This window comes from Candidatus Symbiobacter mobilis CR (assembly GCF_000477435.1).
Taxonomy (GTDB): domain Bacteria; phylum Pseudomonadota; class Gammaproteobacteria; order Burkholderiales; family Burkholderiaceae_C; genus Rhodoferax; species Rhodoferax mobilis.
Genome location: NC_022576.1, coordinates 983,281 through 1,000,491, shown reverse-complemented (window position 1 = coordinate 1,000,491; position 17,211 = coordinate 983,281). Strand labels below are relative to the sequence as shown.

19 protein-coding genes are annotated in these 17,211 nt (G+C 62.9%); 1 reads left to right on the top strand and 18 read right to left on the bottom strand.

The features are described from left to right. Positions 1 to 74: 74 nt before the first annotated feature. Positions 75 to 539 carry an LPS-assembly lipoprotein LptE gene (locus tag CENROD_RS04145; protein WP_238551823.1) on the top strand — a complete coding sequence of 155 codons (465 nt, stop codon included), beginning with the start codon at positions 75 to 77 and terminating at the stop codon, positions 537 to 539. A 126-nt stretch (positions 540 to 665) separates the two neighbouring features. On the opposite strand, the gene dnaQ is transcribed toward CENROD_RS04145, so the two are convergent. From dnaQ to pheA, 18 genes are all read right to left on the bottom strand, one after another. Continuing rightward, positions 666 to 1,379 (bottom strand): DNA polymerase III subunit epsilon, encoded by a 714-nt coding sequence (gene dnaQ / locus CENROD_RS04140; RefSeq protein WP_041194052.1) that lies wholly within the window; start codon positions 1,377 to 1,379, stop codon positions 666 to 668. A gap of 85 nt (positions 1,380 to 1,464) precedes the next feature. Continuing rightward, positions 1,465 to 1,815, bottom strand: coding sequence for an ISC system 2Fe-2S type ferredoxin (fdx, locus tag CENROD_RS04135; protein WP_022771851.1), 351 nt, complete (start codon positions 1,813 to 1,815; stop codon positions 1,465 to 1,467). An 18-nt stretch (positions 1,816 to 1,833) separates the two neighbouring features. After that, positions 1,834 to 3,687, bottom strand: a complete 1,854-nt coding sequence (gene hscA, locus CENROD_RS04130) for a Fe-S protein assembly chaperone HscA (protein ID WP_022771850.1) — start codon at positions 3,685 to 3,687, stop codon at positions 1,834 to 1,836. A gap of 13 nt (positions 3,688 to 3,700) precedes the next feature. Beyond that, entirely contained in the window at positions 3,701 to 4,255 is a 555-nt protein-coding gene (gene hscB, locus CENROD_RS04125; protein ID WP_022771849.1) for a Fe-S protein assembly co-chaperone HscB, read from the bottom strand. Further along, on the bottom strand, positions 4,225 to 4,548 hold the full coding sequence (locus CENROD_RS04120) for a HesB/IscA family protein (RefSeq protein WP_022771848.1): 324 nt from the start codon (positions 4,546 to 4,548) through the stop codon (positions 4,225 to 4,227). Before CENROD_RS04120 ends, hscB begins: the two co-directional genes overlap by 31 nt. A gap of 10 nt (positions 4,549 to 4,558) precedes the next feature. Beyond that, a complete protein-coding gene (iscU, locus tag CENROD_RS04115) occupies positions 4,559 to 4,969 on the bottom strand; it encodes a Fe-S cluster assembly scaffold IscU (protein WP_022771847.1) in 411 nt (136 codons plus the stop codon). A gap of 84 nt (positions 4,970 to 5,053) precedes the next feature. After that, a complete protein-coding gene (locus CENROD_RS04110) occupies positions 5,054 to 6,277 on the bottom strand; it encodes an IscS subfamily cysteine desulfurase (protein ID WP_022771846.1) in 1,224 nt (407 codons plus the stop codon). A 39-nt stretch (positions 6,278 to 6,316) separates the two neighbouring features. After that, positions 6,317 to 6,760, bottom strand: a complete 444-nt coding sequence (locus CENROD_RS04105) for an Rrf2 family transcriptional regulator (RefSeq protein WP_022771845.1) — start codon at positions 6,758 to 6,760, stop codon at positions 6,317 to 6,319. 94 nt (positions 6,761 to 6,854) lie between these two features. Further along, positions 6,855 to 7,160: a ComEA family DNA-binding protein gene (locus CENROD_RS04100; RefSeq protein WP_022771844.1), complete on the bottom strand. Its 306-nt coding sequence runs from the start codon at positions 7,158 to 7,160 to the stop codon at positions 6,855 to 6,857. A 77-nt stretch (positions 7,161 to 7,237) separates the two neighbouring features. Continuing rightward, positions 7,238 to 8,257 carry an ADP-glyceromanno-heptose 6-epimerase gene (gene rfaD / locus CENROD_RS04095; RefSeq protein WP_022771843.1) on the bottom strand — a complete coding sequence of 340 codons (1,020 nt, stop codon included), beginning with the start codon at positions 8,255 to 8,257 and terminating at the stop codon, positions 7,238 to 7,240. Beyond that, positions 8,254 to 9,183 (bottom strand): D-glycero-beta-D-manno-heptose-7-phosphate kinase, encoded by a 930-nt coding sequence (gene rfaE1, locus CENROD_RS04090; protein WP_051360297.1) that lies wholly within the window; start codon positions 9,181 to 9,183, stop codon positions 8,254 to 8,256. Before rfaE1 ends, rfaD begins: the two co-directional genes overlap by 4 nt. Beyond that, positions 9,180 to 10,331 carry a hypothetical protein gene (locus CENROD_RS04085; RefSeq protein WP_022771841.1) on the bottom strand — a complete coding sequence of 384 codons (1,152 nt, stop codon included), beginning with the start codon at positions 10,329 to 10,331 and terminating at the stop codon, positions 9,180 to 9,182. Before CENROD_RS04085 ends, rfaE1 begins: the two co-directional genes overlap by 4 nt. Further along, positions 10,321 to 10,641, bottom strand: a complete 321-nt coding sequence (locus CENROD_RS04080; protein WP_022771840.1) for a LapA family protein — start codon at positions 10,639 to 10,641, stop codon at positions 10,321 to 10,323. The genes CENROD_RS04085 and CENROD_RS04080 overlap by 11 nt, the downstream gene beginning before the upstream one ends. 51 nt (positions 10,642 to 10,692) lie before the next feature. Then, entirely contained in the window at positions 10,693 to 11,013 is a 321-nt protein-coding gene (locus tag CENROD_RS04075) for an integration host factor subunit beta (protein WP_022771839.1), read from the bottom strand. Positions 11,014 to 11,158: 145 nt separating this feature from the next. Continuing rightward, on the bottom strand, positions 11,159 to 12,850 hold the full coding sequence (gene rpsA / locus CENROD_RS04070; protein WP_022771838.1) for a 30S ribosomal protein S1: 1,692 nt from the start codon (positions 12,848 to 12,850) through the stop codon (positions 11,159 to 11,161). A gap of 219 nt (positions 12,851 to 13,069) precedes the next feature. Beyond that, positions 13,070 to 15,082 (bottom strand): bifunctional 3-phosphoshikimate 1-carboxyvinyltransferase/cytidylate kinase, encoded by a 2,013-nt coding sequence (locus CENROD_RS04065; protein ID WP_022771837.1) that lies wholly within the window; start codon positions 15,080 to 15,082, stop codon positions 13,070 to 13,072. A 111-nt stretch (positions 15,083 to 15,193) separates the two neighbouring features. Next, on the bottom strand, positions 15,194 to 16,060 hold the full coding sequence (locus tag CENROD_RS04060; RefSeq protein ID WP_022771836.1) for a prephenate dehydrogenase: 867 nt from the start codon (positions 16,058 to 16,060) through the stop codon (positions 15,194 to 15,196). Between the two features lie 36 nt (positions 16,061 to 16,096). Continuing rightward, positions 16,097 to 17,179 carry a prephenate dehydratase gene (pheA, locus tag CENROD_RS04055; protein WP_022771835.1) on the bottom strand — a complete coding sequence of 361 codons (1,083 nt, stop codon included), beginning with the start codon at positions 17,177 to 17,179 and terminating at the stop codon, positions 16,097 to 16,099. Positions 17,180 to 17,211 lie beyond the last annotated feature (32 nt).

Below are 17,211 nucleotides of genomic sequence, written 5' to 3'. Positions count from 1 at the left end.
GCACCCCCCGTGTGTGCCAGATTCGGGGAAGGTTCCGGGCGTGCCGAAGGTTCTTGTGGTGGATGCTGTGCGCCTTGGCTCTTTCCCTCTCCCTTGCGGGCTGCGGATTCCACCTGCATCAAGGCCCTGGTTTTGCCTTTGACCGCATCGCCATCGCTCCCCACCCGGGCGGGGCCGTAGCCCAGGAGTTGCGGCGCGAACTGTCCCGCTCAGTCACTGTGCTGGAGCCAGGGGATGTTGCAGCCCAATTGCTGGTGCGCATCGACCACGAGCAGTCGGAAAAAACCGTCGTCGGCATCAATGCTGCCGGGCAGGTGCGCGAATTGCAGTTGCGCTACAAGGTGCGTTTTGCCGTAACCACCCCCACTGGCGAAGAACGCATCCCCGAAACCGAACTGCGGCAACAACGCGACTTTGGGTTCCATGAATCCTACGCACTGGCCAAGGAAGTCGAAGAAGCCGCCCTGGTGCGTGACATGCAAAGCAGCATCGCCAGGCAACTGGTGCGTAGGCTTGCGGCGATACAGGATGTGCGTTGAGCGTTGAGCGTAGGGAAACGCAAGCCGAGGCACAGCGTGTGGTCGGGTTGATCTGGGCTTCGCAAATTAGGGCAGTGGGAAAAGCGAAACGGTGCATTGGGGATGGGGGATGAGGGATTGCTGCGGTCAATGGGGGAATGCAGGTTCCACCTTGCGCCAAACCGTCCCCCCCTTGCTGGCTTTGTCGATTTGGCACAGCACTTCCTCGTGCGCTGCGCGTTCTGCTTCGTCGGCGTACACGATGGGCAGATCCAGACCACGGAAGTCGATGGTCACCCCTATCGCAGCGTGACCTGGGCCGTGCGCGGCATCTTGGATGGCCAGGACGTTTTGCCCACGGGTCATGCAGATCGTGACATCGGCAAGCAGCTCTGCATCCAGCAATGCGCCGTGCAGGCTGCGTCCTGAGCGGTCGACTTCGAGCCGGTCACATAGGGCATCGAGCGAATTGCGCTTGCCGGGGTAGGCGTCGCGGGCCATCGCCAGCGTGTCGGTGATGCTGGCCACCCAGGACTTCAGCGGTGTCTTGCCGATGCGTGCAAGCTCCATATCCAGAAAACCCGTGTCGAACGGCGCGTTGTGGATGTAGACGTCAGCCCCACGCAAGTAGGCCAAGAGTTCCTCGGCGATTTGCGCGAAGACCGGTTTGTCTTGCAGGAATTCGCTGGTGATGCCGTGTACCCGCAGCGCGCCCTCTTGGATGTCGCGTTCCGGGTTGACGTAGCGGTGGAAGTGCTTGCCCGTCTTTTTGCGCTGGACGACTTCGACGCACGCGATTTCGACGATGCGGTCGCCCTGGTCGGGGGATAGGCCGGTTGTTTCGGTGTCGAGAAAGACCATCCGTTTGCGGGCGGCCCCTTTTTTGTTTGCAGGGTGATCGCGACTTCCATCGCTCCTACCTTGGGCATCCACCTTGCTGGCGGGATTAGCGTGCGGCATGGGGTTCCTCGCGGGCATGGTTGAGCGAGTATTTGGGAATCTCTACGGTCAAATCCGCCTGCGTTATCCGGGCTTGGCAGGCTAGGCGGGACTGCGGTTGTAGCCCCCATGCGCGGTCGAGCAGGTCGGCTTCCGCATCGTCGGGTTCTTCCAGCGTGGCAAACCCTTCGCGGACGATGACGTGGCAGGTGGCGCAGGCGCAGCGCATTTCGCAAGCGTGTTCGAGCGCGACGCCATGCTCCAAAAGCGCCTCGCAAATCGATGTGCCAGCCTCTGCGGGAACCTGTGCGCCCTGGGGGCAGCATTGGGGGTGGGGAAGTACCGTGATCGTGGGCATGGTTCGTGCAGTGCAAGGCTATAGGGTGCGGACATCCTTGCCCGTAAGCGCACGCTGGATGTAGCGGTTCATGCGCAGCGCGGCAAAGGCTTCGGTGCCCTGGATAAGGGCTTGGGTGGCGGTTTCGATGCGGGCCACGTCGCTGGTGTCGAGGTTGGCGCGCACGGCGGCCAGCAAAGCGTCGATGTGGGTGCGTTCCGTGGGGTGGAGCAGGTCACCATCGCTGTGTAAGGCGGAGTCCGTCGCCAGGGCGATGCGGTCTGCTTCCACCCGGGCCTGGGCAAGGGCGCGGGCTTGCTTGTCGGCTTGCGCCATCGCCATGCCATCTTGGAGCATGTGCGCGACTTGGTCGTCGTCCAGCCCATACGAGGGCCGCACACGCACGCTGGCTTGGACGCCGCTGGTGCTTTCCTGCGCGCTGACTTGCAGCAGCCCGTCTGCGTCGATGGTGAAGGTGACGCGGATGCGCGCAGCTCCGGCGGCCATTGGCGGGATTCCCCGCAGTTCGAAGCGCGCCAAGCTACGGCAGTCTGCGGCCATGTCGCGTTCGCCCTGCACCACGTGCAGCGCCAGCGCAGTCTGCCCCTCCACATAGGTCGTGAAGTCCTGCGCACGGGCACAGGGAATGGCCTCGTTGCGCGAGACGATGCGCTCCACCATCCCCCCCATCGTTTCGATGCCCAGCGAGAGGGCGACGACATCGAGCAGTAGTACGTCGTTGGCGTTGCCGCAAAGTTGGTTGGCCTGGATGGCCGCGCCGAGCGCGACGACTTCATCGGGGTCGAGGTCGGTCAACGGCGGCTTGCCGAAAAAGGATTCCACTGCATGGCGCAGGTGCGGCATCCTCGTCGCGCCGCCGACCAGGACGACGCCATGCACTGCTGCTGGTTGCACGCGGGCATCGCGCAGCACGGCGGCGACGGCATCGAGCGTGCGTGCGGTCAGCGGTGCGGCGATGGCGTCGAAATCGGCGCGGGACACATCGAGTGTGATGGGGATTTCTGACCACGTGACCTCGAAGAGCGCCACGTCATGGGTAGAGAGGGCTTCGCGGCAGGCGCGCGCCGTGGCCCGGATCGCTGCGCGTTCCGCAGCAGGGGCCTGTTCGATGGGAGGCAGCCCCAGGCGTTGGAGCACCCATTCAGCCAAGAGCAGGTCGTAATCATCCCCTCCCAGCGCGGTATTTCCCCCGGTCGCGATGACCTCGAACACGCCGCTCGACAGGCGCAGCAGCGAGACATCGAAGGTCCCACCGCCGAGGTCGTAGACGGCGTAGAGGCCCTCGCTGGCGTGGTCCAGCCCATAGGCCAGTGCAGCGGCGGTCGGTTCGTTGAGCAGGCGCAGCACGTCCAGGCCGGCAAGCTGTGCGGCATCTTTGGTGGCTTGCCGTTGCGCATCGTCGAAGTACGCCGGAACGGTGACGACGGCTGCCGTCACAGGTTCGTGCAAGGCGTTCTGCGCACGCTGGCGCAGCGTGTCCAGAATGGCTGCGCTGACTTCGACGGGAGACCGCTCCCCACTGCGGGTGCGCAACCCCAACATGCCGGCATGGGCAACGAAGTCATAGGGCAGGCGTCGGAAGCCGACCACGTCGTCGAGGCTGCGGCCCATGAAGCGTTTGACCGATGCGATGGTGTCGTGGGGATGCGTCACGGCGTGGGGCAGTGCGTCCCACCCGATGGTGCGGCTACCGTCCTCCGCGTAGTACACGACGGAGGGCAGCAGCTTGCGCCCCTGCGCATCGCCGAAGCAGACGGGACGCCCTTCCAGCACGGTCGCGACGAGGGAATTCGTCGTTCCCAGGTCGATGCCCATCCCGATACGCCGGGCTTTGGCGGGGGCAGCAGGTTCGAGGATGTCTAGCAAAACCATGGCAGTGGGGGCATCAGGCGGGGGGGAGGGTTTGCAGCCGCTGTTCCAGCCGGGAACGGAACCGCTGCACGAACATCATCGTGCGCAGTGCTTGCGCGGCTTGGGCGTAGTTTTGCTGGTCATCGATCAAGGTGGCGATGTTGGACCACATCCGGTCGTGCAGCAGGGTCACTTCGGATTCCAAAGCGTGGAGCTGTTCGGGGGTTGCAGCGGCATCAAGTCGTTCCCCCCATTCGATCTGGCGCAACAGGACGTCTTGCGGAACGTGCGCGCCGCCCATCGCGCCGGGTTCGATGGAAACGCCGCCCAGTGCGCATAGCGTTTGCGCACGTTGCAGGGGGTCGCGCAGGCGCTGGTAGGCCTCGTGAACGCGCACGGACCATTGCATCGCGACCCGTTGTGCAGCCGCGCCTTGGTCTGCGAAACGATCTGGATGTACCAGCTTTTGCAGCGCCCTGCGGCGTTCCTCGATCTGGGCGGAATCCTGTTGGAACCGCCGCTCCAGGCCCAGCAGGGCGAAGTCGTCGTCGTGCAGGTTCACACCCGAAAAGACCCCCCGCAACCGCATTGGTCGCGTTCCTGGGGGTTGTGGAATTTGAAGCCTTCCTTCAACCCTTCCCGAACGTAGTCGAGGGTCGTTTCTTCCATGTACACGGCGCTGCGCGGGTCGACATAGACCTGCACGCCGTGGTCGGTGAACACCATGTCGTCGGGGTCGGCTTCGTCGACGTATTCCATGCGGTATGCCATGCCGGAGCAACCCGTGGTAACGACGCGAACCCGGATTCCCAAGCCCTGCCCGCGTTTGGTCAGAGCCTGTTCGATGCGCTGCGCTGCGCTGTCGGTAATGGTGATTGCCATGGGGGCCTCTTTAGGGGGTGTCGGGTTGCGCAGGGGTATCGCCGTGCTTGTTGCGGTAGTCGGATACGGCGGCTTTGATCGCGTCTTCGGCCAGGATCGAACAATGCACCTTGACGGGGGGGAGCGCGAGTTCGCGGGCGATGTCGCTGTTGCGCAGCGCCACGGCTTCGTCGAGCGTCTTGCCCTTGACCCACTCGGTCACCAGCGACGACGACGCAATTGCGGAACCGCAGCCGAAGGTTTTGAACCGCGCATCTTCGATCTTGCCGGTATCAGGGCTGACCTTGATTTGCAGCTTCATCACGTCGCCGCAGGCGGGCGCGCCGACCATCCCTGTGCCTACCGAGTCGTCCCCTTTGTCGAAAGACCCGACGTTGCGGGGGTTGTTGTAGTGATCCATCACTTTTTCTGAATACGCCATGCCACACCTCCTTCGATTTGTGATCCACCTGGGCGATGTCTATCTCTGTTGAACTCTATTGATCTCGGCGATGTCCGCCTGGGTTCAATGCGCCGACCATTGAATGGTCGAGGGATCAATGCCTTCTTGCACCATCTCCCACAGCGGGCTGAGCGCCCGGAGTCTCGCCACGTTACTGCGGATCGCGGTGATGGCGTAGTCGATGTCTGCTTCGGTCGTCCATCGTCCCATCGTGATGCGCAGGCTGCTGTGCGCCAGTTCGTCACTGCGCCCCAGGGCACGCAGGACGTAGCTGGGTTCGAGCGACGCGGATGTGCATGCAGACCCGCTCGACACCGCCAAATCCGGCATACCCATCAGCAGGGATTCGCCTTCGACGTACGGGAAGCTGACGTTGAGGTTGTGCGGAACACGCCGATCCAGCGAACCATTGACAGCGGACTGGTCGATCTCGCGTAGACCGGCAAGCAAGCGCTGATGGAGGCTGCGGATTCGCAATAGCTCGGTGTCCATTTCTTCGCGGGCGATGCGGTAGGCCTCGCCCATTCCGACGATCTGGTGCGTGGGCAGGGTTCCGGAGCGCATTCCGCGTTCGTGCCCGCCGCCGTGCATTTGGGCCTCGATACGCACCCTGGGCTTGCGCCGCACGTAGAGCGCGCCGATGCCTTTGGGGCCGTAGGTTTTGTGCGAGGCCAGGCTCATGAGGTCGACGGGGAGGTTTTGCAGGTCGATGGCCACGCGCCCCGTGGCCTGCGCGGCGTCCACGTGAAAAAGTACGCCCTTGTCCCGGCAGATGGCGCCGAGGGCCGCAATGTCCTGGATCACGCCGATTTCGTTGTTGACGAGCATGACGCTGGCAAGCACCGTATTGGGCCGCAGCGCAGCGCGGAACACTGCGGGATCGACCAAGCCATCGGGCTGCACGTCGAGGTAGCTGACGTCGAAGCCTTGGCGTTCGAGTTCTCTGCAGGTATCGAGCACCGATTTGTGCTCGGTTTGGAGCGTGACGAAGTGTTTGCCCTTGGATTGGTAGAAGTGCGCAGCGCCTTTGAGCGCGAGGTTGTTCGATTCGGTCGCCCCAGAAGTCCAAACAATCTCGCGTGCGTCGGCGCCGACGAGTTCTGCCACCTGGAGTCGGGCCGCTTCCACGGCTTTTTCCGCGCGCCAACCCCAGGCATGGCTGCGGGAGGCAGCATTGCCGAATTCCTCGCGCAAATAGGGCAGCATGGCATCGACCACCCGCGCATCGCAGGGGCAGGAGGCGCTGTAGTCCAGGTAAACAGGTGCGTGGGTGGGGGTGGGTTCCATACGCTGCTCGAAAAAGGATACGGAGTGCAGGGCGGGTGGTCAGGGTACGGGAATCAGCTCGGCAGATGCAGTCCGGGCATGGTGGTCTTCAACGAGATGTTGGAGGGTGACCGATTCGAGAAATTCCATCATGCGGATGTTGAACAGGTTCCACAAACTATGCGTCAGGCAGCAGCAGCCATCGCCCAAACAATTCGCCTCGCCTTGGCAGCCTGTGGCATCCAGGGGCTCCTCTACGGCAAGCAATACCGCAGCAACGGACACTTCTGCCGGGGAACGCGCCAGTTGAAACCCCCCTTTGGCACCGCGTACTGATTCGACGAGCGCAGCCTTGCGCAGCCGATGGAGAAGCTGTACCAAAAACGGCAGAGGGATGAGCTGTCGTTCGCTGATAGCCGATACCGACACAGGCCCCTCGCCCCAGCGCAAGCCCAGATCGACCATTGCAGTGACGGCAAAGCGGCCCCGAGAACTCAAACGCATTTGGCGAAACCTCAGGCTGGATTATGAAAGCTGACTATTTTGGTCAAGTATAAACCCATTGTGCAGGACAGACAACCAGCGCATAGGCTGGAGTTCAGGGCTGGCTGGCCATTGGCGATGGGGGCGTTGCGTAGTAGGGCACCCCGTTGACGGTGATGCCCTCCGCAGAAAAACGTGCTGCCTTGATTTGTGCGATGCCTTGCACGCGGTCGATCAGGTCTGCCCAGTCCCGAAACGGGGCTTTGCTGCGTTCGGCCAGGATCTTGCTGGATGTGCCGGGGCCGATGCCCTTGATGCTGTCGAGCTCGGCCTCGGAAGCCTTGTTGATGTCGAGGCCGGCAAAGCACACTGCGCAGACCAGGGAACTGGAGAGAAGAAAGAAGGTGTTGCGCGCCATCATGGCAAAGCTCCTAGGGGGGTGGAAATACAAGGGGAAATACAAGAGGGGGTGCAAGGAGGAGGGAATGGGGGAGCGGTTCAGCCGTGTTGCAGCATCCAAGCCACATAACGAGAGACGCCTGTATGGACATCGGCAAAGTCGTGCATGCAACCCGTAGAACGCAATTGGGTCAGATCGGCCTCGGTATGGCACTGGTATTTGCCGTGCAAGGCCTCGGGAATCGCGATGTACTGGATCAACCCCTGTAGCGTCATTGCGTCGAGGCTGAGCGTTGACAGCCCTTGCGCAGACCGCATCGCGTTAACGACTGCGTAGGCCAGGTCGTTGAAAGGTTGGGCCTTGCCGGTGCCGACGTTGTAGATGCCGGAGACGGCTGGGTGGTCAAAAAACCAAAGGTTGACCGCGACGACATCGTCGACGTAAACGAAGTCGCGCCGTTGTTCCCCAGGGCCGTAGCCTCCATATTCGCCAAAGAGCCGCACCTTGCCGTCTCGCAGGAATTCCTTGTACTGGTGGAATGCGACGCTGGCCATGCGGCCCTTGTGTTGTTCGCGGGGGCCGTAGACGTTGAAGTAGCGCAGCCCCACGACCTGCATCACGCGGCCCGAAAAGGCGCGTTCAAAAGCCAGCCCGCATTCGCGGCGCATACGCTGGTCGAGTAGCAGCTTGGAGTAGCCATAGACGTTGAGGGGGCGTTCGCAAGCAGGCTCTTCCCGGAACCCGGTGCTCGCCCCGTAGGTGGCTGCGCTCGATGCGTAGATCAGCCGCGCCCCCCGCTTCTGGCAAGCCTGGTACAACTTGACCGAGGTGGTGAAGTTGTTGTGCATCATGTACTTGCCATCGGTCTCCATCGTGTTGCTGCATGCACCTTGGTGGAAGATGGTTTCAATCTGCCCGTAGGAGCCTGCGGCAAATTCCGGGTAGAACACATCGGCGTCGATGTAGTCCGTGATCTGGGCATCGACCAGATTGCGGAATTTGTCGCCTTCGGTGAGGTCGTCGACGGCCAGGATGTCCGTGAAGCCGCGTGCGTTCAGCCCTTGAATCAGATTGCTACCGATGAATCCGGCTGCGCCGGTGACGACGATGCGGGTCATGCGAACAACTCCTCGTAAGTGATGGTGGCGGTGCCGAATTTTTCGACGACCAGCCCGCCGGCGCGATTGGCCAGGGGCACTGCGTCGCGCAGCGACTGCCCGGCGGCGACCAGGGCAGCCATGGTGGCGATGACGGTGTCGCCCGCTCCGGTTACGTCGAACACCTCGCGGGCTTGCGTGGCGACGCTGTAGGGGCCTGTTTCGTCAAAGAGGGTCATGCCCTCTTCGCTACGGGTCAGCAGGATGGCTGCAACGCCCAGGCGCGTGCGCAGCGTCTGCACCCATTCCTGAAGCTGTGCTTCGCTGCCCCAAGCGCCGATGACCTGTTGCAGCTCCAAGCGGTTTGGGGTGATGAGCGTGGCCCCGGCGTAGCGCGAATAGTCGCAGCCCTTGGGATCGACCAGCACGGGCAGCCCCCAACGGGTTGCGTGCGCGATCATGTCGGCAATATGGCCCAGCCCCCCCTTGCCGTAGTCGGAAAAGAGCACGGCATCGTGCGTAGGCAGCAATTCCGCGAAGGCGGCAGTTTGGGATGCCAGCACTTCCCGTTGCGGGGTGTTTTCAAAGTCGACGCGGACGAGCTGCTGGTGCCGTCCAATCACCCGGAGTTTGACGGTAGTTTTGAGCGAAGGATCGCGGGCGAGGTGAGGGCGAATCCCTGCACGTTCCAGCAGGGCTTCGAGGCTACGCGCTGCGTCGTCTTCCCCTACCACCGAGAGCAAGGTGGTGCGTACGCCCAGCGCAGCGAGGTTGGCTGCCACGTTGGCCGCGCCGCCGTTCCGGTCTTCCTCGCGCTGGATGCGTACCACAGGTACCGGCGCTTCGGGGCTGATGCGATCGACATCGCCATACCAGTAGCGGTCGAGCATCACGTCGCCGACGACGAGTACCCGGGCCTGGGAAAGTCTGTCCTTGGTCAGGTTCATAGTTCTTCGACCCGGCGCGGGGGGAAGGTTTCCCACCCCAGGCAGCCAGGGCATTGCCAAAAGTGTTGGGTGAGTTCGAAGCCGCATGCGGCGCAGCGGTACCGCAACAAGGGACGTGCTGCATGATCCAGCGCCCGCAGGACGAGGGCGCGCGGCTCCGGCGGGGCGAAATCCTGCCGTTCCAGCCACCGTGACGCGGCAATGAGCGAAGGCTCTTGCTCAAGATGGCGCAGATACCAACGTTGCGCTGTGCCGTCTTGCGCATGGGTACCAAGCTGGACGAGGGCCTCCAGGATGTCGATCGAGGGGCGGCTTTGGTACGTGGAGCGCAGCAGGTCGAGCGAGGCTTCCACGTTGTCGCAGCGGATTGCAGCCTGTGCCAAGGGCAGTGCGATCAGCGATTCCGAGGCTTGACAGGCCGTCAGCGCATCGCACAAGGTTTGCCAAGCGGCTTCCTCCTTCCCCGTCGAAGCGAGCCACTGCGCCAGCGCTAGGCGCGGGCGGGCGTTGTGGCTACACAGGCGGATGGCGTGGACCCAGTGTTCCTGGGCTGTCTTGGTGTCGTCCAGGGCAAGGGCTTGTTGGGCTTGTTCGCAGGCGTAGTGCGCCATGCGGCCGCTGAAGTCGCCGTCGCCGGTGCCGTGGAGTTGCTGTGCAACGTCCATGGCTCGGCCCCAGTCCCGGGCGCGCTCGTAATTGCTGAGCAGCGCAAGCTGTGCCTGGGCTGCCATCGCAGTGCCTTGCAAGGGCAGTAGCGCGGCTTCGGCATGGTCGAGCAGGCCAGCGTGGATGTAATCCAGCGCCAATGCGTACTGTGCTTGGCAGCGGTCGCCGTCGCTCAGGTCGGCGCGGGAGAGCAGGTGTTCATGCACGCGCACGGCACGGTCGAACTCTCCGCGTCTGCGGAAAAGATTCCCCAGCGCGAAATGCAGCTCGGACGTGTCGGGGTCTTGCTGCACGGCTTCGATGAAGGCATCAATGGCCTGGTCGTGCTCTTCGTTGAGCAGGTGGCGCAGGCCCGCAAAGTACGCCCGGGGAGCCTGTGCGGACTCCCATCGTGCCTGGCGCAAGTCGATGCGGGAGGCGAACCACCCCAGCATGAACGCGACGGGCAAGGCCCACAAGGCCCAGCTCCAGTCAAACTCCATCGAGATAGGAATCGGGGAGGGAACTGGGGGACGGCGCAGCCGCCGGGGCCGCAGCCGTGTCTCGCGGTGGAACCGGCGCAGGGCTTTGCAACTGTCGGTGGCGCCACCACCAGGGGAGCATGCCCAGCACCCCGACGACGACCCCACCGGTGAACGCGATGAGTACGATCAACGCGAGCGATGCGCTCCACGATGTTCCAAAGAAAAAGTGGACGTCGACGGGATCGTTGTTGTTCAGCGCAAAGGCAAACAGCACGAAAAACACTGCGCACCGCAGCGTCCACCGCACCAGGAATTGCAGCAGTTTCATCGGTGCCAGGGTTCCTCAAAGGATGCAGGGAAAAACCTCAACCATCAACCATCAGCCCTCGAAATGCGATGGCTCGGCGACGGCGGTATCGACGCCATCGTTGACGGAAAGTCGCATCGTTTTGCCAGGCTTGAAGTGCAACACCCGCTTGGGGGGAACTTCCACCTTGTCGCCATTGCGGGGGTTGCGACCGACCCGGGATGCGCGGGAGCGTAGGGAAAAGCTGCCGAATCCGCGTATTTCGATGCGTTGTCCGTGTACAAAGGCGCTGGTCATCATGTCCAAGATGGCCAGAACGACGTATTCGGCATCGTTTTGGGTCAGGGAACCAAATTGGGCCGACATTTCTGCGATCAGATCAGACCGTGTCATAAAACACCTTTCCGGGAAGCCACACAGCGTTCGCAGGAATGCGGCAGTATGGTGGATACGGAAATATCGTGGGTGTCAAACCGGGGCGCCTGCCGTGGTTCCCGGGGGGAACGCAAGGCAGGGCCTGCACCGGAACCAGAAGTCTTTAGGACTCCAGGTTGTCGAGTTTGGCACGCAACAACGCGCCAAGGTTCGTCGTCCCTGCGTTCTCGCGGGAAGCTTGCTGCTGCAAGGTAGCCATCGCTTCGCTCTGGTCGGCGACATCCTTAGCCTTGATCGAGATTTGGATGCTGCGGGCCTTGCGGTCGATGTTGAGGACGACAGCGGTGACTTCGTCGCCTTCCTTGAGCACGGTCCGGGCATCTTCCACACGGTCGCGGGAGATTTCGGAAGCGCGCAAGTACGCAATGACCTCCGGGCCTAGAACGACTTCGGCGCCCTTGACGTCGACAGTCTTGACCTTGCCGGTCACCACGGAACCCTTTTCTTGCACAGAAGCGAAGGTGGTGAAGGGATCGGCGTCAAGCTGTTTGATCCCCAGCGAAATGCGTTCGCGCTCGATATCCACGCCGAGCACCACGGCTTCGACTTCCTGGCCCTTCTTGAATTCGCGCACGCAGTTTTCGCCGGATTCCGTCCAAGATAGATCGGACAGATGCACCAGCCCGTCGATACCAGCAGCCAGCCCCACGAAGATGCCGAAGTCGGTGATCGATTTGATCGGGCCTTTGACACGATCGCCACGCTTGGTGTTCTGGGCGAATTCTTGCCAAGGGTTGGCGCGGCATTGTTTCATTCCCAGGCTGATGCGGCGCTTGTCTTCGTCGATGTCCAGCACCATCACTTCGACTTCGTCCCCCATGTTGACCACCTTGGCCGGAGCGACGTTCTTGTTCGTCCAGTCCATTTCGGACACGTGGACGAGGCCTTCGATGCCAGGCTCGATTTCCACGAAGGCGCCGTATTCGGCGATGTTGGTGACCCGCCCGAACATGCGCGTGCCGGAGGGGTAACGGCGGCTGACGCCGAGCCAGGGGTCGTCGCCCATCTGCTTGATCCCCAGCGAGACACGGTTCTTTTCGGTGTCGAACTTGAGCACCTTGGCCGTGATTTCCTGCCCCGCCTGCACGACTTCGGTGGGGTGCCGCACGCGGCGCCACGCCATGTCAGTGATGTGGAGCAGGCCGTCGATGCCGCCAAGGTCGACGAAGGCGCCGTATTCGGTGATGTTCTTGACGACGCCCTGGACGATGGCTCCTTCCTTGAGCGTGCTCATCAGTTTGGTGCGTTCTTCGCCCATCGATGCCTCGATGACAGCGCGACGGCTCAACACGACGTTGTTGCGCTTGCGGTCGAGCTTGATGACCTTGAACTCCATCGTCTTGTTTTCGAAGGGAGTGAGGTCTTTGGTCGGGCGGGTATCAACCAGGGAACCAGGCAGGAAAGCCAGGATGCCGTTGACCATGACCTTGAGGCCGCCCTTAACTTTGTTCGTCGTCGTGCCGGTGACGAATTCCCCGGACTCGAGCGCACGTTCAAGGCTCATCCACGATGCCAGACGCTTGGCGGTGTCGCGGCTCAGGATGGTGTCGCCGTAGCCGTTCTCGACCGAGCCGATGGCGACGGAGACGAAGTCGCCGCCCTGTACCTCGACCTCTCCATGGTCGTTCTTGAACTCTTCGATGGGGATATAGGCTTCGGACTTGAGGCCGGCATTGACCACGACGAAGTTGTGTTCGACGCGGAGCACTTCTGCGGTGATGACCTCACCGGGGCGCATCTCCGTGTGCTGGAGGGATTCGTTGAACAGATCGGCAAAAGACTCTGACTCTGACATGGGAAGTACGGAAAAAACCGTCGTGGATAGGGTACACGGACAAGCCGTGAAAGGGACAAAAAAACACCTCGCCAACGCTGGGTCAGCGTTACGGCGAGGAACGACTCTTCGTGGCAAACCGGTAGTGCCCGGGCAGGGACACGGAACGGACGCAGCGGAGCGGGAGAGAAGGGGAAAAAGCGGGGGAATAGCGGTGAAAAGCGAGGGGAGAACCCAGAGTCAGCCTGTCAGGCCAAAGGGCCGCCGCTGCTGCCACCAATCCCACACCAGCTCCACGGACTCCTCGACCGACAGAGCGGAGTTGTCCAGCAACACGGCGTCCTGAGCGGGCACGAGGGGCGCAACGCTGCGGGATCGATCCCGCCGGTCGCGCTCCATCAGGTCAGCGCAAAGATCATCAAGTGTAGTCGATACACCCCGCGCAACCAGTTGGGCGTGGCGGCGCCGGGCGCGTTCTTCGGCGCTGGCATTGAGGAAGATTTTGAGGGGGGCATCGGGAAAAAGCACGGTGCCCATGTCTCGTCCATCGGCCACCAAGCCGGGGGATGTGCGGAAGGCGCGCTGCACGTCGAGCAGTGCCCGGCGCACGGCAGGAAGTGCCGAAACCTGCGAGGCCAGCATGGCGCAACGCTCGGATCGGATCGCTTCAGTCACGTCCGCGCCATCAAGCCACACCTTGTCTTGGTCGAAGACGATCTTGCATTGGGGCAACAGCGTGGCGATGGCCGTTTCCCCTTCAGGCCCGATGCGCAGGCCTTGCCGTTCTGCGGCCAGCGCAGCGATGCGGTACAACGCGCCGGAATCAAGGACGTGGTAGCCCAGGCGGCGTGCCAGCGCAGCGGCGAGAGTACCCTTGCCGGATGCGGTGGGGCCGTCGATGCACAGCACGGGAATGTGTTTGGATGCACTGTGGGCGACGGCAAACCAGGTATCGAAAAACGTAGGAAAAGTCTTGGCTACGCATCCCGGTTGCTCGATGCGCACCGGCAGCGCAGCGGGGTTGCACGCGGCGAGCGCGCAGCACATGGCCATGCGGTGGTCGTCGTAGGTATGGATGCTGGCCGTTTTCCAGCACGTGGGCGGGGCGATGCGCAAAAAGTCCGGGCCTTCCTCTACCGTGGCACCCAACTTGCGTAGTTCGCATGCCATGGCCGTGATGCGATCCGTTTCCTTGACCCGCCAACTGGCGATGTTGCGCAAGGTCGTTGGCCCTTGCGCGTAGAGCGCCAGGGCCGCCAAGGTCATCGCGGCGTCGGGGAAGTCATTGGCGTCGATGTCGATGCCGTGCAGCAATCCCCGGTGGATGGCGAGCGCGTCCTGGCTCGCACTGACGTGGGCGCCCATAGCCCGCACTGCATCAACGAAACGCAGGTCGCCCTGGATCGAGTCCGTGCCAAGATGCTCGATGCGAATGGGGTCGTTCGCATCGGCGGCGATGGCTCCGAGTGCAATGAAGTAGCTGGCGGACGAGGCATCAGGCTCGATCGCGTAGGCGCCCGGGGATCGCAACACGCTGCCAGCGGGAATCGTGAAGCGTTGCCACCCCGCCTGCCGTACCACCACGCCGAACCGCGCAAGCAAATGCAGGGTGAGGGCCACATAGGGGCGGGAAATCAGCTCTCCCTCGACGTCGATGGTCACGTCTTGCGTGGCCACCAACGGCAAGGCCAATAGCAAGGCTGTGAGGAACTGGCTGGAGACATCGCCACGAACCCGCACGGGAGCGTCCAGCCGGAGTGTGGGACTTTGGATGCGCAGAGGCGGATAGCCGGGGGTGCCCAGGTGCTTGATGACGCAGCCTAGGCCGCGCAGCGCGTCGACGAGGTCAGCGATGGGGCGCTCGTGCATCCGGGGCACACCGCGCAAGGTGTATTCCCCACCGGTTAGTGCGAGCACGGCAGTCAATGGGCGCAGTGCTGTGCCGGCGTTGCCAAGATAGAGGTCTGCCTTGCGTTGGACAGGTGCATTCCCCATTCCATGGACGATGCAGCGCGTTTCTTCCTGCTTGATGGTGCAACCCAAGGCACGCAGTGCGGAGAGCATCACCTGCGTATCGTCGCTGTCGAGCACGTTTGTCAGGACGGTATCGCCCGCGCAGAAGGCGGCAAGCAGCAGTGCGCGGTTGGAAATGCTTTTGGAACCGGGCAGGACGATACGGCCCCCGGCCCGGGCAACGGGGGGCAGGTCCAGAAAGGCCACAGGCGGGTGGGCAGGTAAGGCGGTAAGACTCATGGGCTACGGGGCAGGCCGCGAAGATCGGGCAGGTAGAGAAGCGGAAAAGGCCGACTGGGTTGGATAGGCGGGGAGGTCTGACAAGGCCGGGGATGCAGGCCGTGCCCAGTGTCAGGATGAGGTCATCGTCCAGCGTGCGCGGGCGGTGCTGGCGCGGTGCAACAGGCTATCGAGCGCCGGGGCATCGCCTGCACGCATGGCGGTGGTGAAGGCTTGCAGTTGCGAGTGCAAATGCTCGCATTGCTGTAACACGTTGGCGCGGTTGGCCAGCAGGATGTCGCGCCAGACTGCGGGGTCGCTGGCGGCGATGCGGGTGAAGTCCCGAAAACCCGGCCCGGCAAGCGCGAGGTATTCCGCTGCATGGGTTTGCCCCAGGATGGCATTCATCGCGGCAAAAGCGACCAAGTGCGGTAAGTGGCTGACTGCCGCAAACGCAGCATCGTGCTCCTGCGGCGTTGTGCGCACCACAGTGGAACCCAGCGCAGTCCACAAGGTCTCGGCGGCTTGCAGCAAGTCTGTACGTCCCTGTTCCAGGGGGGTAAGGATCACCTGTCTGCCTGCGTACAGCTCTGCATCGGCGTGCTCGATGCCGGCACATTCCTTGCCCGCGATGGGGTGCGCGGGGACAAAAGACTCCAGATGTTCCCCCAAGGTTTGCAGCGCGGCATCAACCACGTCGCACTTGGTGGAACCCACGTCCATCAGGAGTGTGCGGGGTGTGAGGGTGTCGCGAATCGCGGCAAATGTCGCAGCGGTGGCGGATACAGGAACGGCGATGAGCACAAGGTCAGCGCCGGAGGTAGCGTCGAAGGGCGAGGATGCTGCGATGTCGATAGCGCCCATCGCCAGCGCACGTTCCAGCGATTGGCGCCTAGGGCTGTACCCCACGATGCGCCGAACCAAGCCCCGGCGGCGCAGCGCCAGCGCGAACGATCCACCCATCAACCCGCAGCCAATCAGGCCCAGTTGCTCGAACATGGTCGTTGTGTGTCGTTGTGCCTCGTTGCCGAGTGTCTACGCTGGTTCCGCGACGGGGTAGCAGCCCAGCACCCGGTACAACGAGCACAGCGCTTGCAGTGCCTCCAGCGCAGCCTGGACGTTGGGTTGGTCGGGGTGGCCCTCAATGTCGAGGAAGAAGTGGTACTCCCACTGCCCGGAACGAGCGGGGCGCGATTCGAAGCGGGTCATCGAAACGCCGTGCTGCTTGAGGGGCGCGAGCAGGTCATGCACGGCGCCTGGGCAGTTGGGTACGGAGACGACGAGGCTGGTGCGATCCTTGCCGGTAGCTTGCGGCTGGGGCAGCGTCTGCGGAAGGCAAACCACTGCGAACCGCGTCCGGTTGTGGGGTTCGTCCTGGATTGCGCGGCAGACAAGATGCAGCCCATGTTCCATCGCTGCGCGTTCCCCGGCGATGGCTGCCCAAGAGGGGTGGGTCGCGGCCATCGCGGCGCCTTGGGCATTGCTCGATACGGCGTGGCGTTCCGCATGGGGCAGATGCGCTTGCAGCCAGTTCTGGCACTGGGCCAGCGCTTGGGCGTGCGCTGCAACCACGTCGATGCCCGCCAAGTCCTGGGTACTGCGCAGCAGGTTGTGCTGGACAGGCACATTCGTCTCGCCAACGATATGTAGCGGGGACTGGAGCAGCAAGTCCAGGCTGCGCGAGATGACACCTTCCGTGGAGTTTTCGATGGGGACTACGCCAAACTGCGCGCTCCCGGCAACTGTTGCGCGAAATACCTCGTCGATGCCATGGCAATGCACCAACGCGACGCCATGGCCGAAGTGGCGCCAGACTGCCTCTTCGCTGAACGTTCCCGTAGGGCCTAGGCAGGCGACGTGCAGCGGAGCTTCGAGGGCACGGCATGCCGACATGATTTCCCTCCAGATCGTCACGGTGGCCGTTGCAGGCAAAGGGCCGGTGTTGTGGGACTGGACACGGTCGAGCACCTGTCGTTCCCGATCTGGGTGGAACACGGATGCCCCGGTTTCGCGCTTGAGGTGGCCGACTTCGAGCGCCAACGTCGCGCGGCGGTTGAGCAGGGTAAGCAAATCCCTGTCGATGGCGTCGATCTGGTTGCGGAGTTCGGTCAGGCGCATGCAAATCTCCGGGGATGCAGCAGGGGTCGTCG

Bases quoted from the DNA above. Each gene is read 5' to 3' on its own strand.
- CENROD_RS04065 (WP_022771837.1), bottom strand. From the start codon at position 15,082: ATGAGTCTTACCGCCTTACCTGCCCACCCGCCTGTGGCCTTTCTGGAC.
- rfaD (WP_022771843.1), bottom strand. From the start codon at position 8,257: ATGACCCGCATCGTCGTCACCGGCGCAGCCGGATTCATCGGTAGCAAT.
- rfaE1 (WP_051360297.1), bottom strand. From the start codon at position 9,183: ATGAACCTGACCAAGGACAGACTTTCCCAGGCCCGGGTACTCGTCGTC.
- hscB (WP_022771849.1), bottom strand. From the start codon at position 4,255: ATGCGGTTGCGGGGGGTCTTTTCGGGTGTGAACCTGCACGACGACGAC.
- CENROD_RS04080 (WP_022771840.1), bottom strand. From the start codon at position 10,641: ATGAAACTGCTGCAATTCCTGGTGCGGTGGACGCTGCGGTGCGCAGTG.
- CENROD_RS04060 (WP_022771836.1), bottom strand. From the start codon at position 16,060: ATGTTCGAGCAACTGGGCCTGATTGGCTGCGGGTTGATGGGTGGATCG.
- iscU (WP_022771847.1), bottom strand. From the start codon at position 4,969: ATGGCGTATTCAGAAAAAGTGATGGATCACTACAACAACCCCCGCAAC.
- CENROD_RS04085 (WP_022771841.1), bottom strand. From the start codon at position 10,331: ATGGAGTTTGACTGGAGCTGGGCCTTGTGGGCCTTGCCCGTCGCGTTC.
- hscA (WP_022771850.1), bottom strand. From the start codon at position 3,687: ATGGTTTTGCTAGACATCCTCGAACCTGCTGCCCCCGCCAAAGCCCGG.
- CENROD_RS04075 (WP_022771839.1), bottom strand. From the start codon at position 11,013: ATGACACGGTCTGATCTGATCGCAGAAATGTCGGCCCAATTTGGTTCC.
- CENROD_RS04110 (WP_022771846.1), bottom strand. From the start codon at position 6,277: ATGGAACCCACCCCCACCCACGCACCTGTTTACCTGGACTACAGCGCC.
- dnaQ (WP_041194052.1), bottom strand. From the start codon at position 1,379: ATGGTCTTTCTCGACACCGAAACAACCGGCCTATCCCCCGACCAGGGC.
- fdx (WP_022771851.1), bottom strand. From the start codon at position 1,815: ATGCCCACGATCACGGTACTTCCCCACCCCCAATGCTGCCCCCAGGGC.
- rpsA (WP_022771838.1), bottom strand. From the start codon at position 12,850: ATGTCAGAGTCAGAGTCTTTTGCCGATCTGTTCAACGAATCCCTCCAG.
- pheA (WP_022771835.1), bottom strand. From the start codon at position 17,179: ATGCGCCTGACCGAACTCCGCAACCAGATCGACGCCATCGACAGGGAT.
- CENROD_RS04120 (WP_022771848.1), bottom strand. From the start codon at position 4,548: ATGGCAATCACCATTACCGACAGCGCAGCGCAGCGCATCGAACAGGCT.
- CENROD_RS04105 (WP_022771845.1), bottom strand. From the start codon at position 6,760: ATGCGTTTGAGTTCTCGGGGCCGCTTTGCCGTCACTGCAATGGTCGAT.
- CENROD_RS04100 (WP_022771844.1), bottom strand. From the start codon at position 7,160: ATGATGGCGCGCAACACCTTCTTTCTTCTCTCCAGTTCCCTGGTCTGC.